This is a genomic window from Alphaproteobacteria bacterium (assembly GCA_035625915.1).
Classification (GTDB): domain Bacteria; phylum Pseudomonadota; class Alphaproteobacteria; order JACZXZ01; family JACZXZ01; genus DATDHA01.
In genome coordinates this window covers 1-16,638 of sequence record DASPOR010000232.1, presented here as the reverse complement: position 1 = coordinate 16,638, position 16,638 = coordinate 1, and the positions used below count along the sequence as shown (strand labels likewise).

Below are 16,638 nucleotides of genomic sequence, written 5' to 3'. Positions count from 1 at the left end.
CTCCCCCCCCGACTTGATGAGGTCCTTGGTGCGGTCGGTGATCTTGACGTAACCCTCGGGGTCGATGTTTACGACGTCGCCAGTGCGAAACCAGCCATCATCGGTCCAACTCGTCACCTTGCCGTCGGGGTTGTAATAGGTGGCGGCGACCCATGGGCCCCGCACCTGAAGTTCTCCCATCGTCTTGCCGTCCCACGGTATTTCGCCTTCATCGCCGAAGACGCGCATTTCGACGAAAGGCAGGGCCATGCCCTGCTTGGCTCGATACTTGTACTGCGTGTCTTTGTCACTCTGATCCATGCGCGGCTTGAGCGTGCCCAGCGTGCCGACGGGTGACATCTCGGTCATGCCCCATGCGTGGCAAACGGAGATGCCCAGCTCGTCGAATGCGCGCAGCATCGCCTCAGGGCAGGCGGACCCGCCAATGAGCAAGCGCATCCCCGCGGCCGTCGGATATTTCGCGCGTTCGCGCTTCAGGAGATCCAGGACCCCGAGCCATATGGTCGGCACGCCGCCCGCACAAGTCACGTTTTCGCGCGAGATGAGATCGCAGAGGCTCTCTGCGTCGAGATGCGGACCCGGCATGACGAGCTTCGTCCCGGTGAGCACTGCCGCGAACGGAATGCCCCATGCATTTGCATGGAACATCGGGACGACCGGCATCATGGTTTGGCGCATGTGCAAATTGAGCACATCGGGAAGCGAGATGCAGAAGGAATGCAGCACCATGGAGCGGTGACTGTAGGCGACCCCCTTCGGCTTGCCTGTTGTACCCGAGGTGTAGCACATGCCGCACGCCTCGTTCTCGTCGATCTCGGGGAAGGCGAATTTGCCCGTCGCCGTTTTGAGGAACCCCTCATATTCCTCGTATGGAGCCGACACCGGTGTTCCCGAGTGCGAAACGACGAACACGCGCTCGAACTTCACCTTTTCGCGGATTCTTTCGTAAAGCGGTACGAGCACGTCGTCGACGATCAGAAATCGGTCGCCCGCGTGGTTTGCGATATAGGCAATGTCGTCTGGATGAAGGCGAAGATTGAGCGTGTGGAACACCCCACCCGCCGCGGGGATTCCGAAGTACGCCTCCACGTGCGCGTAGTTGTTCCACATGAGGGTCGCGACCCTGTCACCCCGATTTAGCCCTGCCTGGGTGAGCGCTTCCGCAAGCTGTTTTGCACGCCGGAAGAAATCGCCATAGCGGTGCCGATGGAGCGATTTGTTGGGCAGCCGCGAGACGATCTCCACGTCCTGGTGAAGTTTGCCGGCGTGTTCCAGCACCGCCGTCAATGTCAGGGGAAAGTGCATCATTGTTCCGAGCATCGTTCCTCCCGCCGGTGGTGTTTGGGGCCTTCCCTCGGGCTATAAGACCGCGCCGCGCCGGGCCCCGCAAGTGGCAAGGAAAACGATAGACAGGCGGGTGAAGTATTCCTCCAATCGGCTCAATCGCTCACGTGGAACTCGTTCACCAGTGCCTCAGCCTTCTGGAGGTCGGTTGGGGAAAGGAACGTGGCAATATGCCGGCGGTTCTGCTCGGCGCCGGGATAGTGCTCCCGAGCCGCGAGAGAGAACCATTTGTAGGCCTCGACCAGGTTTTCGCTCGTATCGCCGGCGCGCACCGCCAGCACACCGGCATTGTATTCGGCACCCACCACGCCGCGCCGAGCTGCACGGATCGTATAGTCCATGGCCTTGGCGAGGTCTTGGGGCACGCCGTCCCCACTCATATATAGCTGGCCCATAAGATACTGGGCTTCCTTGTCGTCTGCATCGGCTGCAACCTTGAGGTAACCCGCGGCGCGCGTTGGATCGGCCCTGATCGCACCGGTTTCGTCCTCAGTACCGGCACCATAGAGGTAGAGAATGCCGAGTGTGACATTCGCGGGGATGTAACCCTTCGCGGCGGAGAGAGCATACCAGCGCGCGGCCAGCTCGTAGCTTCGCCCGGTGCCGAGCCCATCGGCCGTCATCTCGCCAATCATGTACTCGGCCTCCGCGTTTCCGTTCTGGGCATCGGAGAGGAGCTCCCGATAGGCGCGTCCATAATCGCGCCGCTCGAATGCAGCCTTGCCGCTGGCAAAATCGGCGTTCGCCCCGGCAATTGGCATGCTCGCAACCAATGCTGCGGTCGCAAAGGCGCAGGCTGAAGCCCGCTTCGAAATCATTCCCCGGTCCCCACCGTCGCGACTCTACGCTATACTTCGATATGGTGACCGATATATGGAATTCGATAGAATTGTCATGATGTGAATCAAGAAGAAGACGAATATCGACCGGTCACTGCTTGAATCGGAAGCACGAATGAATATCGCGAAAATGTTGATCGACGCGAGCCGGGCAGCCCCCGGCGATCCCGCGGTAGCACTTGGCGCCCATGTGGTTTTCGAGTATCGAACGCTCGGCCACCGCGTCGCGACCTTGGCGGGAGCGCTCCGGCATCGTCTCAATCTTGCCCCCGACTCGCGAATTGCGATCGCGATGAAAAACGTTCCCGCATATGTCGAGCTGCTCTACGCCGCTTGGCATGCCGGCATGGTTGCGGTGCCCGTGAACGTCAAGCTCCACCCCCGTGAAATCGCGTATATCCTCGGGAATAGTGACGCGCAGGTCCTCTTCGCAACCGGCGATTTGGGATCCGCAATAGGCCGGGCAACCCAGTCTCTCCCTAGCCTCGAGCATGTCATCGAAGTGCCGTCGCCCGAGTACGATCGATTGTTGACCGCGGAACCGGCCCCCCTCGCCGAGCGCGCGCCGGATGATATCGCGTGGCTTTTCTATACGAGCGGGACGACCGGCAAGCCCAAGGGCGTCATGCTGACCCACCGCAACCTGACGATGGCTACACTTTGCTATCTCGCGGACGTCGATTCGATCGGGCATGGCGAATGCATCGTTCATGCAGCGCCGATGTCCCACGGGTCGGGTCTCTACATCGCGCCATTCGTCGCGAAGGGAGCGTGTCAAGTCGTTCCCGAAAGTGCCGGCTTCGATGTGTCCGAAATATGTTGCCTGCTCGATCGTCATCGAGGCGTGACGATGTTCTACGCGCCTACGATGGTGCGTCGCCTCATCGATTATCGGGGCTTGTCCGATGCGAATCTTGCCAACCTCAAGACAATCGTCTACGGCGGAGGGCCGATGTACGTGGCGGATCTCAAGGAAGCGATGGGTGTCCTGGGCGACAAACTCATTCAAATCTATGGTCAGGGCGAGAGTCCGATGACGATCACGTGCCTGTCCCGCCGCCATCACGGTGCGAAGGATATTCCCCGCTACGACGCGCATCTCGCCTCGGCCGGCCTTCCCTTCACTGGCATGGACGTCATGGTTGCGGATGAGGCCGACAGCCCGCTTCCTCCTGGCGTGGCGGGTGAGGTGCTTGCGCGCGGCGACGCGGTGATGAAGGGATATTGGCGCAACCCCGAGGCGACGGCCTCGACTTTGCGCAGTGGCTGGCTTCACACCGGCGATATCGGTGCCCTCGACGAGGAGGGATTCCTGACGCTCAAGGATCGCTCGAAGGACCTCATAATCAGCGGCGGGACGAACATCTACCCCCGTGAGGTCGAGGAGGTTCTATTGAAGCATGAGTCCGTGCACGAGGTTTCAGTGATCGGGCGGCCGCATCCGGATTGGGGTGAGGAGGTTGTCGCCTTCGTTGTCGCAAAGCCGGATGCGCACGTGACGCCGGAAGCGCTCGAAAGGCTCTGCCTCGACCATATCGCGCGATTCAAGCGGCCCAAGGAATTCCGCTTTGTAGAAGGACTTCCAAAGAACAGCTACGGCAAGGTACTCAAGACCGAGCTACGCGAGCGGCTCAAGGCGGAGCGATCCTAATGCGCCAAAATGAGGGCGGCGGTCGCGTACCGGCCGCGAGGGAAATGCAATCATGGGTGAACGATTGAAGAGCAAGGTGGCCCTGGTGACGGGTGCGGGTTCGGTTGGTCCCGGCTGGGGTAACGGTAAAGCGACCGCGGTTCTCTTCGCGCGAGAGGGGGCGAGGGTATTTGCCTGCGACATCAACCCTCTGGCGGTCGAAGAGACGCGGCGTGTCGTTCACGAGGAGGGTGGGGTATGCGAGGTCCATGTGGGCGACGTCTCCAAGGCTGCGCACGTGGCTGCCATGGTGGATGCGTGCGTGAAGGTGTTCGGCAGAATCGACGTCCTTCACAACAATGTCGGCATCGTCGAGGTCGGCGGGCCGGTTGAGACGAGCGAGGCAAGCTGGGACCGCGTGAACGAGGTCAATCTCAAGAGCATGTTTCTTACCTGCAAGCACGTTTTGCCCCACATGGAGCGCCAAGGAAGCGGGGCGATCGTTAACATTGCATCGATTTCCGGGATCAGGTGGGCTGGGGTGCCCTACGTCTCGTATGCCGCATCGAAAGCGGCGGCAATTCATTTCACGCGGGTAATAGCGCTTCAATACGCCCACAAAGGCATCCGCGCCAACTCGATCTTGCCTGGACTTATGAACACGCCGATGATCCATTCTTCTTTGGTCGACGCCTATGGAAAAACAGGCGACGATATGGTCGCCAAGCGCGATGCGCAATGTCCGATGGGCCACATGGGTGACGCGTGGGACGTTGCCTATGCGGCACTTTTTCTCGCATCCGACGAAGCTAAATACGTCACGGGTACGGAGCTCGTGGTCGACGGCGGCCTCACGGTCAAATGTGTCTGAAGCCTCCCGCGGTCGAACGACAAACTTCATCGAAATTGGGAACAGTCAATGAATACAGTCGGGCATGAGACGCGCTCGCGGCGTCTCTCCGAGCGACAGAGTGAGCGCCTTCGCGTCGTGTTTCGCAAGGAAGTAGTCGCGAACTTTCGCCTCCTTGCATGGCTGAGGACCGCGGCAGTCGCCCTGACCGCGATTTGGCTCATTTTCTATGCGCGTCAGCCGAATCTGGCGGAGAACCTGATCAGCTGCGCGCTCTTTGCCGCCCTTGGTTGGATTTACTACGCCTTGAGTGCAAACCGCCCGCAAACCCCGTGGTTCAGCGTCTTCTACCCGATGATCGACGCGCTCATCTTGATCGACAATCTCCTGCCGATCATGCCCTGGAATGCGACATCGCTGCCCGATCCCGTTGTACTGCGCTTCGGAAGTTTTGCGTATCTCTTTGTCCCGGTCGCACTCGGTGCTTTTTTCCTGGCACCTTGGCGAACGTTTTGGAGCGCTGTTGCAACTGCACTCGTCTGGGGTGCTGCGGTTGGCTGGATATTGCTGCAGCCCGGCGCCTTCAGCGTGCCCGATCTCACCATGATTGCGCGGGAAGACCCACGCCGATTCCTGGAGGTCTTGCTCAACCCCAATTTTGTCGATCGGGCGAGCCTCATGACGGACCTGTTCATCCTTCTCCTGGTTGGCGGCCTCCTTTCCGTGATGTCGTGGCGAACGCGCCGACTCGTCGAGGGCCAAATGCGGGCCGAGCGAAACCGTGCGAACCTGGCGCGCTATTTCTCCCCCCAGCTCATCGACCAGCTGCAAGACATGGAATCGCCGTTGAGCGGCGTGCGAACGCAGCCAGTCGCGGTACTTTTCGCGGATATCGTGGGTTTCACGCGCCTTTCGGAGCGCCTGCCTCCGGAACGCGTGATTGAACTCCTCAGAAGCTTTCATCGACGCATGGCTGGGGTCGTCTTCGAGAACGACGGCACGCTCGACAAATACATAGGCGACGCGGTGATGGCGACTTTCGGGGTCCCAAATATCGGTCATCAGGATGCGGTCAATGCGCTGATATGCGCACGCGCTATGGCCGACGAACTCGACCGATGGAGCGAAAAGCGGCTTGCCCGGGGTACCGGTCCGATCCGCGTCGGCATCGGGGTGCATTACGGGCCTGCCGTACTGGGCGACATCGGCGACGAGCGACGGCTCGAATACGCGGTCATCGGCGACACCGTGAATGTGGCGAGCCGCCTCGAGCGCCTGACGCGCGTGCTGACCACAGACATCGTGGTAAGCCGCGACCTGGTCGACGCGGCATTACGGCAAGCGCCGGAACAGGCCACCGCAGCGCTCGCCGGCTTTACACCGGAAAAGCCGCGCAAACTTCGTGGCCGCCAAGAACCGATATCGCTCTGGTCCTATCGTCGGCCCGGAGTTGCGCCATCCTCCGGGGAGTTAGCGGTGTCCTGATCACTTTGGCCATGCCGGCATCCGGCGTGCGAGGCAGACCGCGGCCGGCTGCCCGGTGCGGTATCATGTATTCAGCACTCCCTGAGCGAAATAGCGGCCGAGGCGCACCGCGGTCAGGCCACGTTTGATTTTCTTGGCGGGCATGATCGGCACGCAATTATCGTAGGGCGTTCTGACTTCGCGCGTGCCGTCCAGCGCCAAAAGCGTTCCGGCTTTGGCAATGATCTCGAGTGGGCGCACCGGCCACTTGAATTCGAACGCGTCGGTCTCGATCGTGACGACGTGCGTCACTTCCACGAAACGCTGCGGCTTCACAATATCATCGTCCAGGTGCCTTGCCGCGAAAGTAGGATCGAGCATGTCGAAGGTATTTAAAAAGCGAAGCGCACATTGAAAAGCGACGTCGGCACTCCCTGCTGAAAAGTGCTGACCACACTCGACGAGAAGCGCGGATTTTTCGCTGGCCGGATCACCAAAATCCGCATAGTCGCGCAAGCGCACGCCGCTCGAGTGCCCGGGGTCGGCGACGACAGTTGCTGGATATCGCACGCGTTGCGCGAGCCGGATTCCCTTCGTAGTGGTGCCGGAAAGTGCGAGCGGCACCTCTCCCTCGGTCATCGAGTGAAGGTCGAGGAGATGATCGGATGCATCGACGATGGGCCGAACGGCGCGCGCGCGATCGAGCTCGATAGTCTTGCCCGGCCCCTCGATCTTGTCGAACGACCACACCCGATTCATGTCCTCGTCGACAAAACGTCCCTGCTCGGGCTTCCGGGGATCGATTCTTGCAAAGGCTTGAACGTTGAGAAACGCGAGCGTGAGGGTTCCCCGCGTCGGTCTGACTGATGTTCCGAGAAGCCGGTCGAGTGCCACCGCGCCGCAGGCCTCATTGCCATGCATGAGCGCGGTTACGAGAATGCTCGGGCCGGGCTTGCCGCCGCTCAAACGGTGAACATAGTCCACGCCCGTATTGCCGACGCGCCAGCGGCCTATGTCGGGTGGCGTCAGGATCGCGGCGTTTTCATTGTCGACCATTGGAGGCTATCGGTTCGCCGAAACTCGATCGGCCAAGCGTGTAAGAAATATCTCGCAGCGGGCGATCTGGTCCAAGGCGACCCATTCGTCGGGTTTGTGCGCCTGCTCTATCGAGCCAGGTCCGCAAATGATCGTTGGAATGCCCGCTTTTGAGAACAAGCCGCCCTCTGTGCCAAAGGCAACCACCGTGGTCGTGTTGGCGCCGGTCAACTGCTTGACCAAGCGCGTTACCTCGGCTTCCTCGTCGGTATTAAGTCCCGGAAACTCCGTAAGCCGCTGCCACTCGATTCCTGACCGCGTGCTTACTGCCTTCATTTCGGGAAGAAGTTCTCGTTCGACGAATGCTTTGACTTCCTCGAACACCGGCACTGGGTCCTGGGACGGCAGAGGACGAATCTCGAAATCGAAGCGGCAATCGCGCGGAACGATATTGAGCTGCGTGCCGCCATGGATGACACCGGTGTGAACGGTGGTATAGGGCGGCTCGAAGTTCGAATCGAAAGGGCCGTTTTGGCGGATAAGGCGTCCGAGGCGACGGAGGTGTCCGATGATTTCGGCGGCGTTCTCGACCGCATTCACGCCGCGATGGGTGAGTGCCGAATGCGATTCAAGCCCGTGCACGTGGCAGCGGTAACTGAGTTTTCCCTTGTGGCCGCGCGCGACCTGCATGCTCGACGGCTCGCCCACAATGCATATTGCGGGACGCACGGGCATCTCATCGAACCGAGCGATGAGCCGCCGCACGCCAAGGCAGCCGACTTCCTCGTCGTATGAAAGGGCCAAATGAATCGGCGTCGCCAATTTACGCTTCAGGAAAAGCGGGAGCGACGCCAGCACCACGGCAACGAAACTTTTCATGTCGGCAACGCCGCGACCGAAAAGCTTTCCGTCCCGCTCGCTGACTTTGAAAGGATCGCTCGCCCAATCCTGACCGTCGATTGGCACCACGTCGGTATGGCCGGAAAGCATGATGCCACGCTCGTTCTTGGGGCCGATCGTGGCATAGAGATTGGCCTTCATTCCGCTTTCATCGTGAACAAGCTGAGATTCGATCCCCAGTTCCTTGAGATAGTCCCGGACGCATTCGATAAGTGCGAGGTTCGAGTCGCGGCTGACTGTCGGAAAGGCGATCAGCCGCTCGATCCACTCGCGAGTCTTAGGCTTGAAGTCTGTCATAACCACGTCGGTGTTGCTCCCTCGTCTCAGGAATCTGTCGACGAAAGCCAGGTCGCGAGATTCAGGGTGCGAACTGCTCCATGAGGATGCGTTCCTCGAGGTTGTGCTCGGGATCGAAGAGGAGTGTCAAGCTCACTTTGTTATCTTCGACAATCTCGACCTCCACGACGTCGCGCACCTCGGTATAGTCGGCCACCGCACTCACGGGCCGCTTCTCGGCCTCGATCACTTCAAAGCGGACCTTGGCAGAATTGGGCAGTAGCGCTCCCCGCCAGCGTCGCGGCCGAAATGCACAGATGGGGGTCATGGCCAAAATGGGAGACCCCAACGGAATGATCGGGCCGTGGGCGGAAAGGTTGTAGGCGGTACTTCCCGCGGGGGTCGACACGAGGATTCCGTCGCAGACCAGGCTTTCGAGGCGCACGACCTCATCGACCGAAATTCGGATCTTTGCAGCCTGACGCGTCTCGCGCAGAAGCGAGACTTCATTGATTGCGAGCGCTTCGCGACAATCGCCCAACAGCGTACGCGTGTTCATGCGGAGCGGATGCAGCCTGAAGCCTTGCGCCTGGGCGACGCGGCCCGGCAGGTCGTTTTCATGATACTCGTTCATAAGAAAACCGACCGACCCGCGCTGCAACCCGAAAATTGGGCGCCCGAGCGACATGTAGCGATGTAGCGATTCGAGCATGAAGCCGTCACCGCCGAGGGCGACGATGACGTCCGCCGCTTCGACCGGCACCGACGCATAACGCGTGGTGAGTTCGGCCAACGCTTCCTGCGCTTTGTCGGTATCGGAGGCGAGAAAGGCGAGCTTGGGTGAGGGCGACATCCTTGCTCCGCGAGGGGAAATTGACCGGAGTATAACCCACAAAGGGTGACACGCCATCCACCAGGGGGAGAAGCGGGTAGCTAGGCCCGATTGTGCGGCTGCGTACTTGCCAAGCCCGCCGAGGCCAGTCATGGTCGAGAACGAAGCGAAACTTGGGGGGAGGGACCATGACGAAGGCTCTCACCGCGTGGGTTTGTGGGTTGTTGCTAGCGCTCGCCGCCAATTGGACGGCACCCATGGCGGCGGCACAGTCCCCGGCTGCCAACGACACCAGTTCGTCAAGCTCCGACCAGGCCCCGGGTCAAGGTGCGACCGAGCGCCAGCCGAACTATTATTACCCTCAGCCCCAGACACGTGAGGTTTACGTTTCGCAGGCGACAATCCTTTCGGATTCGGATCGCGACCGCCGGATCGGATTCGTCATCGGACTGACCCAGCAGATGTTGGCTAATCCCTACCCACCGAGCGTTGCGATTTTTGCCAAGGGCGACAATGCCGAGCGGCTGATCGTCGTCTCCCTCCTTGACGGCAGCTACAACACGCTTTACCGCGCGCGCGCATTTTTCGCCACACTGACGGCGGTAGCCCGCACGACGCCCTTCTTCCGCGACAACGCGGTCGACGATCTTTTCAATTTCTTTGACCTGTGCAAGCTCCTCGGGTTCAAAGAGATCATCTGGTCGGATGGAAGGGAACTCGCACACCAGATCGTACTGAAATAGCGCTTGCGATTGCATGGCACCGGCCAATGGTTCTCGCGTCAGGTCTTGTCGACGCTTGAGCCGGCGACGTCCCTGCGCGTCTGGGAACGACGGTCGGAACAAAATCGCCGTGACATCCTTTCACCAGTGCCTGCTCATGAACTCTTCTATGGCTTCGGGCGAGGCTTTCGCAAAGGCGCCTCGCCGGCTCACGACGGCGCCCATCAATCGATGGAGCGCCAGTGCTGTTTCGGCGGCTTTCGCGACGACGGGAATGCCGCTCAATACGAGGCTTCCATCGATCGTGAAAGGGCGCTCATGGCAGAACAGCAGCATTGGAAGACCACCCGCGGGTACAATCACATCGGCGCCGGCCGTAACCAGCGGGCGTACCTGCTCGATAAAGTTCTCCCGCACCCTCGCGTAGGCCGCACGATCTGTAAAAGCCTGCATGAAGTCATCGAGACCCGTGCGAATCGCGCGCACGCCGACTATCCGGCTGAACAGACCAAGTTCAGCGATCTGCCGTTCGTGCCAGTCAATAAACGCGGGATCGATCGTCACCAATGCGATTTTCCGACCCATTGTGCATGCTGAAAGTAGCGCCGCTTCGCCAAGGCCGATCACGGGGATATCCACAGAGCCTCGGCACTCGCGTAATCCAGGTTCTTGGAAGTGTCCTATTACGAAAGCGCTATAGCCCAATCTCTCAGCTTCGATCGCCAGGCGTATCGTTTGGGCAGCGCACCGAAACTCCGTCAAGGGGTGAAAATGTGAGTCAGGCGGGGAGAGGCCATGAACCTCGAATTTGATGCTTTCGCTGGCGATCGCGTCGAGCGTGCTCTGCAAGCGCGCGATGTAGGGCGATTGGTCGACGGGATCAACGAAGCTTTGATACCAGACGCGCTCACTTCCTTTCGTCTGTGGACCAACTTCGCATTCCATTGACTTTCTCCAAGGATCGAGGTTGCTCGCGTCCGATCATGAGAAGACCGGCGAAAACTTCGCAGCACTGCCCGGGGTTTTCAGTCGGGTGGCGGCTCGTGCGAATAACACTCAGCCCCATCGGGAATCACGACTCCTTTCAGCCTTCTGGTTATCCAGATGTGAATCGCCCCACTCAAATCAACGGGATCGTCCAGTGAACCGCCTTTGACGCTAATCGATCCATCACGGTCCAAATCACCATGCCAAACGCGCGAACCGCAATCGGGGCAGAAAAAGCAATCGAGAATGCGGCCGCTGTCGGTTGGACGCGACCAGCGTTTCGGCATCCCGCGCGTCAATGTAAAATCTTTGCGACTGACGATCACGGATATGCCAAACGCCGACGCCGATTGCTTGCGACACTCGGCGCAGTGGCAGACATAGACCTTGTGCGGCGGCGACCCCAGTTCGTAACGTACCGAACCGCATTGGCACCCGCCCTTCCGGGGAGGATTATCGCCTCTATAGTCCATGAGTTTGCACTCCTACAAACCGACGACTGCGCCGGGTCCGTCTTACCTCGGGACAGTTCCTAATCCTTAGCCGAAAAGAGCTGACGAAATATATTCGATATCAACAAGTTATCCCGAGGTTTGCACTAACGCTTCATTAACCGCAGCATTCTAAACATATTCCCGGGCCGTGGGCTGAGCCGAAGGTGCCCGGCCAGATGGAGGACCCCCTAGGATGGGCTGCTGGATCCGGCGACTGCAATCGATGGGCGCCGGCTTGTTTGGCGCATGTCTCTGGGCGATGGGGCAACCCGCGGCCGCCGCGAGTGTGCTCGATCGACCGACAGAGTTCCCGGTGTTTGCTCGGGCGCCTTATACGATGAAATGCTTTCTCGACCGCGATCTCGTTGTGAACGAAGATCTTGCCGCCAAACCGACCTTCAAAGATGGACAGTGGCAGGCCAAAACCTGGAGCCTCGATCCCAAATCGATGGGGCTTGACGTCGTCATCCAGCAGGGTGCGAATGCAACCTGCATCGTCAAGCAAAACGAGAGGTAATCTTCGCGTCAGCCGCCGGTGACGCTCATATGTCGCGACACCGACGCCAGCCCATGGCGCCGATCGATCAGGAAGTCGTGGCCCTTCGGCTTGCGTGCGATCGCCTCCCGGATTGCAGCGACGAGCAAGGCGTCGTCGTCGCTCGCTCGAAGGGGCGTGCGAAGGTCGGCCGCGTCCTCCTGCCCGAGGCACATGAATAGCGTCCCTGTGCACGTCAGGCGCACCCGGTTGCAGGACTCACAAAAATTATGGGTCATCGGCGTAATGAAGCCAATGCGCCCGCCGGTCTCCTTTACGTCGAAGTAGCGCGCAGGGCCGCCAGTGCGATGTCCGCTCGCCACGAGCGTCAGTCGCTCGGCGAGCTTTGCACGGAGCATCGACATTGGGAGAAATTGGTCGAGCCGCGCCTCTCCGCCGATATCGCCCATCGGCATGACCTCGATGAAAGTGATGTCGTGGCCTTCGCCGTGCGCCCAGGTGACCAGTTTTAAGGCCTCGTCGTCATTCACCCCCTTCAGCGCCACGGTGTTGATTTTGACTTGGAGGCCGGCCACCTTGGCCGCGGTAATACCCTCTATGACCCGATCGAGCTTGCCCCAACGCGTTATTGCGGTGAATTTTGCGGCGTCGAGCGTGTCGAGCGAGACGTTCACGCGACGAACGCCAGAAGCAAGAAGCTCGCTCGCGTATTTCGCGAGCTGGCTACCGTTGGTGGTGACGGTCAGCTCGGCGAGGTTGTCCGTTTCGATCAGGCGGCCGAGCCGCCGGAATAGCGTCATGATGTCGCGCCGCACGAGCGGCTCTCCACCCGTGAGCCTCAGCTTGCGCACGCCAAGGCGCACGAAGGCGGAACACACACGCTCCAACTCCTCAAGGGACAGGATTTCCGACTTCGGCAAGAAGGTCATGTCTTCCGCCATGCAATAAACACAGCGAAAATCGCAGCGATCCGTCACCGACACCCGAAGGTAGGTGATTTGACGCTCGAACGGGTCTACAAGCGGATTTGTGTCCATGACAGCCATATTTTAATGACCCCGCCGGGGCCTTTGGTACTCCGCTTATTTAAGCCGCTGCGCTATTCCTGTCAAAGCCGCCGGGATCGATCGCACGCGATGCCGCGATTACCCGACCTGACATTCGAGCCGAGGCTGCTTGCAGGCTGGCGCCCGAGGCACATATTGTGGACGTGGGCCGGTAGTGGAGAGACCCCATGGCGGATGGTTTGGTCGTGCGCAAAGTGAAGCCCCGGAAAGCGACACAAGGGTCTTTGGCGGAATTTGCAGTGGCTCCCGATCCGGCCGACCCCCGTCTCACAAATCGCGTCCTCGGCGTCGATCAGGATGGCAAGGCTATCGAAACGGCCGTCGTCGTCGAGCGGCCGTTGAGCCTCTTCCTCAACGGGCAGGAAATCGTCACCATGATGACGATCGGCGACCATCCGGATTTTCTTGCCGTAGGCTATCTCCTCAATCAGAACATGCTGCGCGCCGACGACGAAATCACCGCGATTGACCGAGACGATGAACTCGATCTTGTCGTGGTGCGGACGAAGCGCAAGACAAACTACGAAGAAAAGCTCAAGAGGAAGATCAAAACCTCCGGCTGTGCGCAGGGCACTGTCTTCGGCGATCTCATGGAGAAATTCGATGAGATCGTCCTGCCCGAGAATGCGGTGATCCGGACCTCGTGGCTCTACGCCCTTTCGAGGAAGATCAACACGCGTCCGAGCCTCTATCTTGCTGCCGGCGCCATCCACGGCTGTGTCCTCTGCGAGGAGGACAGACCGCTCATTTACATGGAGGACGTCGGCCGCCACAACGCGATCGACAAGATCGCAGGCTATATGTTCATGAATGGCGTTTCTCCGGAGGGCAAGATTTTCTACACGACCGGGCGTCTCACGAGCGAAATGGTAATCAAATGCGTGCAGATGCGCATTCCGATCCTCATCTCACGGTCGGGATTCACGGCCTGGGGGGTCGATCTCGCGAAGAGAGCGAATCTCACTTTGATCGGTCGCGCGAAGGGCAAGCGCTTCGTAGCGCTTGCGGGCGAATCGCGTATCGTCTATGACGCGGACTGGACCGCCATTGGCGAAGAAGCGAGGGCTATTCAGCGCAAGTCGAGCCTTGCGGACAATGACTGAGATTGCGGGCGTGCTCCTTGCAGGCGGGTTGTCTCGCCGGATGGGCGGCGGTGACAAGTGCCTCCGGCTTCTTCGCGGGGAGACGATCCTCGCCCGCGTAATCGCCCGCGCGAGACCCCAAGTTACCTCGCTCATGCTAAATGCAAACGGCGATCCATCGCGGTTTGCGGATTGTGGCTTGCCCGTCGTCGCCGATGTCGTCGAGGGATATGCGGGTCCGCTTGCCGGCGTGCTAACGGGGATGGTTTGGGCGCGGGAGCGAGTGCGGAATGCCGCTTGGATTGCGAGCTTTGCGTGTGATGCGCCGTTCCTGCCGGTTGACCTCGTCCGGCAGCTCCACAGGGCGGTTGCGGACGGCGGTGCGGACATGGCGTGTGCGGTAAGCGGCGGGCAAAGTCACCCGGTATTCGGCATTTGGCCCGTTCGCCTTCTCGACGATCTACGACGCGCAATTCTCTCCGAGGGGATTCGCAAAGTCGATGCGTGGACAGCGCGTTTCAATCTTGCCGAGGTCGAGTTCCAATCGACACGCGTCGATCCGTTCTTCAACACGAACCGGCCGGAGGATCTGGCCGAGGCAGAACGACTGCTGGCCGGCTGAGCGACCGGCCTCCCTTTCAGTGGGAAACGCTGCTTATATCGTCTAGTGTGGCGAATCCGAAATTCGCCACTCTGGGTGCGGGACCAAGAGCGAATTTCGGATTCAAACCCACACGAGGATTATGTTGCATCGAGTGTGGTATTCGGATTTGAAGTTCCCAATCGCGGATGCCACAAAAATGACAGAAACTTCAAATCCACCACACGAGGGTGCTCTCGACTTTTCGCAACGCTACGGCAATGATGGTTCGTGAACAAACGAGCGCAAAGGGCAACTCGCCTCGCGACAAACTGCAAGTCGCGATTGCGGGGTTTGGCGCCATCGGCGGTGCGGTGGCGCGCAGCCTCGACAAGGGTATCGACGGCCTGCGCCTTTCCGCCGTGTCGGCTCGTGATCGCGCGAAGGCGGAACGCCGACTACGCGAATTTCGCGAGCCGGTTCCCGTCGTGGCTCTCGCCGAGCTTGCAGCGCAGGCTGACGTGGTCGTGGAATGCGCTCCCGCCCCCGTCTTTCTTGATGTGGCCCTCCCGACCTTGGAGGCAGGTCGCATCCTCATGCCGCTGTCCGTCGGCGCATTGCTCGAACATCCAGAGCTTGTCGAGCTCGCACGAGAGCGTGGCGGGCGGATTCTTGTTCCGACGGGTGCGCTCATTGGGCTCGATGCGGTGCGGGCAGCGGCCGAAGGCACGATCCATTCCGTCAAAATGGTGACACGCAAGCCGCCCAAGGGTCTTGCAGGCGCACCCTATCTCATCGCAAAGGGCATTTCCCTAGACGACCTCAATGGCCCGATGAAGGTATTCGAGGGCACCGCGCGGGAAGGCGCTCGCGGGTTTCCAGCAAATGTCAACGTGGCGGCGGCGCTCAGCCTTGCCGGCATCGGCCCGGACAGAACGATGCTCGAGGTCTGGGCGGACCCGACCCTGGCGCGCAACATTCACCGGATAGAGGTCGAGGCGGACAGTGCGAGCTTCGCCATGACGATCGAGAATGTGCCCTCGGAGGAGAATCCGCGCACGGGCCGCATTACGGCCTTGAGCGCAATAGCAACACTGCGCGGCTTAGCGAGCGCGTTCCGCGTTGGTACGTAAGCGGACGAAGGAAGATTGTTGTGGGCTATTCGCGATTTGACCGCGATTTGAGGTGGATGGCATGATTCGGCATCTTATTCCCGATGCCAAGAACGAGTGAGGGGTTGGATGACAATCAAGAAAACGCTCGAGCATCGCACCCTCGGGGCCAGCGGGCTGAGCGTGTCCGCAATCGGGCTCGGCTGCATGTCCATGTCGGGGGTTTATGGGCAAAGCGACGACCAAAATGGGATCGACGTCATCGCGCACGCGATCGACCGGGGCATCGACTTCCTCGACACGTCGGATATGTATGGTTGGGGCCATAACGAAGAGCTTGTCGGTCGGGCCATCAAGGGGCGTCGCCAACAGGTGAAGCTCGCAACGAAATTCGGGCAAGTCAGAGGCCAAGGTGGGGGCAACGACGTGAACGGCCGTCCTGATTATGTCGCGATTGCATGTGATGCAAGTCTGAAGCGTCTCGGCGTCGAAACGATCGACCTCTATTATCAGCACCGCGTCGATCCCTCCGTCCCGATCGAAGACACGGTCGGCGCCATGGCGCTGCTGGTCGAAGCGGGGAAGGTACGTCATCTCGGGCTATCCGAGGCACACCCCGATACCATCCGGCGCGCGCACAAGGTTCATCCAATCTCGGCTGTGCAGACCGAGTATTCGCTCCTCTACCGCCAGGAAGCTGAGGAAACCCTGGTGACTACGCGACAGCTTGGGATCGCTTTCGTAGCATATTCCCCTCTCGGTCGAGGATTTCTGACGGGGAGCATACGCGCACTTGCGGATATCCAGGGCGACCGCCGAGGCCAACATCCGCGCTTCTCGGCCGAAAATTTCGAGCACAATCGCGGGTTGGTGTCCGGCGTCGAGATAATTGCCCGCGAGAAGGGTTGTACCCCCGCGCAACTGACGC

16 protein-coding genes are annotated in these 16,638 nt (G+C 60.1%); 9 read left to right on the top strand and 7 right to left on the bottom strand.

The genetic code is table 11. From position 1 onward, the window contains the following. The coding region (locus VEJ16_18815; protein HYB11716.1) for an AMP-binding protein at positions 1–1,320 on the bottom strand (1,320 nt) is incomplete at its 3' end. A gap of 119 nt (positions 1,321–1,439) precedes the next feature. Next, complete coding sequence (locus VEJ16_18810; protein HYB11715.1) at positions 1,440–2,162, bottom strand: tetratricopeptide repeat protein; 723 nt, start codon at positions 2,160–2,162, stop codon at positions 1,440–1,442. Between the two features lie 136 nt (positions 2,163–2,298). Between VEJ16_18810 and VEJ16_18805 the strand changes: the two genes are divergently transcribed. The 3 genes from VEJ16_18805 to VEJ16_18795 are packed head-to-tail and all read left to right on the top strand — an operon-like array spanning position 2,299 to position 6,148. After that, a complete protein-coding gene (locus tag VEJ16_18805; GenBank protein HYB11714.1) occupies positions 2,299–3,834 on the top strand; it encodes an AMP-binding protein in 1,536 nt (511 codons plus the stop codon). Between the two features lie 52 nt (positions 3,835–3,886). Next, complete coding sequence (locus VEJ16_18800; GenBank protein ID HYB11713.1) at positions 3,887–4,684, top strand: SDR family NAD(P)-dependent oxidoreductase; 798 nt, start codon at positions 3,887–3,889, stop codon at positions 4,682–4,684. Between the two features lie 48 nt (positions 4,685–4,732). Then, a complete protein-coding gene (locus VEJ16_18795) occupies positions 4,733–6,148 on the top strand; it encodes an adenylate/guanylate cyclase domain-containing protein (GenBank protein HYB11712.1) in 1,416 nt (471 codons plus the stop codon). Between the two features lie 63 nt (positions 6,149–6,211). On the opposite strand, the gene VEJ16_18790 is transcribed toward VEJ16_18795, so the two are convergent. The 3 genes from VEJ16_18790 to VEJ16_18780 form a co-directional block, all read right to left on the bottom strand. Continuing rightward, positions 6,212–7,183 carry a succinylglutamate desuccinylase/aspartoacylase family protein gene (locus VEJ16_18790; GenBank protein HYB11711.1) on the bottom strand — a complete coding sequence of 324 codons (972 nt, stop codon included), beginning with the start codon at positions 7,181–7,183 and terminating at the stop codon, positions 6,212–6,214. 6 nt (positions 7,184–7,189) lie between these two features. Then, positions 7,190–8,359 carry an acetylornithine deacetylase gene (gene argE, locus VEJ16_18785; protein ID HYB11710.1) on the bottom strand — a complete coding sequence of 390 codons (1,170 nt, stop codon included), beginning with the start codon at positions 8,357–8,359 and terminating at the stop codon, positions 7,190–7,192. 61 nt (positions 8,360–8,420) lie between these two features. After that, the gene (locus tag VEJ16_18780) at positions 8,421–9,191 is read right to left on the bottom strand and encodes an NAD kinase (protein HYB11709.1); all 771 of its coding nucleotides are present in this window, start codon (positions 9,189–9,191) and stop codon (positions 8,421–8,423) included. A gap of 167 nt (positions 9,192–9,358) precedes the next feature. Between VEJ16_18780 and VEJ16_18775 the strand changes: the two genes are divergently transcribed. Continuing rightward, entirely contained in the window at positions 9,359–9,913 is a 555-nt protein-coding gene (locus VEJ16_18775; GenBank protein ID HYB11708.1) for a molybdopterin-guanine dinucleotide biosynthesis protein A, read from the top strand. 120 nt (positions 9,914–10,033) lie between these two features. Here VEJ16_18775 and VEJ16_18770 read toward each other — a convergent pair whose 3' ends face one another. Beyond that, positions 10,034–10,837 carry an aspartate/glutamate racemase family protein gene (locus VEJ16_18770; protein ID HYB11707.1) on the bottom strand — a complete coding sequence of 268 codons (804 nt, stop codon included), beginning with the start codon at positions 10,835–10,837 and terminating at the stop codon, positions 10,034–10,036. Between the two features lie 729 nt (positions 10,838–11,566). Here VEJ16_18770 and VEJ16_18765 point away from each other — a divergent pair. Further along, a complete protein-coding gene (locus VEJ16_18765; protein HYB11706.1) occupies positions 11,567–11,890 on the top strand; it encodes a hypothetical protein in 324 nt (107 codons plus the stop codon). 8 nt (positions 11,891–11,898) lie between these two features. Here the strand turns inward: VEJ16_18765 and moaA are convergent, their stop codons facing one another. Further along, entirely contained in the window at positions 11,899–12,915 is a 1,017-nt protein-coding gene (moaA, locus tag VEJ16_18760) for a GTP 3',8-cyclase MoaA (protein HYB11705.1), read from the bottom strand. A 188-nt stretch (positions 12,916–13,103) separates the two neighbouring features. Between moaA and fdhD the strand changes: the two genes are divergently transcribed. From fdhD to VEJ16_18740, 4 genes are all read left to right on the top strand, one after another. After that, the gene (gene fdhD, locus VEJ16_18755; GenBank protein HYB11704.1) at positions 13,104–14,039 is read left to right on the top strand and encodes a formate dehydrogenase accessory sulfurtransferase FdhD; all 936 of its coding nucleotides are present in this window, start codon (positions 13,104–13,106) and stop codon (positions 14,037–14,039) included. Then, the gene (mobA, locus tag VEJ16_18750; protein ID HYB11703.1) at positions 14,032–14,640 is read left to right on the top strand and encodes a molybdenum cofactor guanylyltransferase MobA; all 609 of its coding nucleotides are present in this window, start codon (positions 14,032–14,034) and stop codon (positions 14,638–14,640) included. The genes fdhD and mobA overlap by 8 nt, the downstream gene beginning before the upstream one ends. Before the next feature lie 239 nt (positions 14,641–14,879). Then, entirely contained in the window at positions 14,880–15,731 is an 852-nt protein-coding gene (locus VEJ16_18745; GenBank protein HYB11702.1) for an aspartate dehydrogenase, read from the top strand. 108 nt (positions 15,732–15,839) lie between these two features. Then, the coding region (locus tag VEJ16_18740; GenBank protein HYB11701.1) for an aldo/keto reductase at positions 15,840–16,638 on the top strand (799 nt) is incomplete at its 3' end.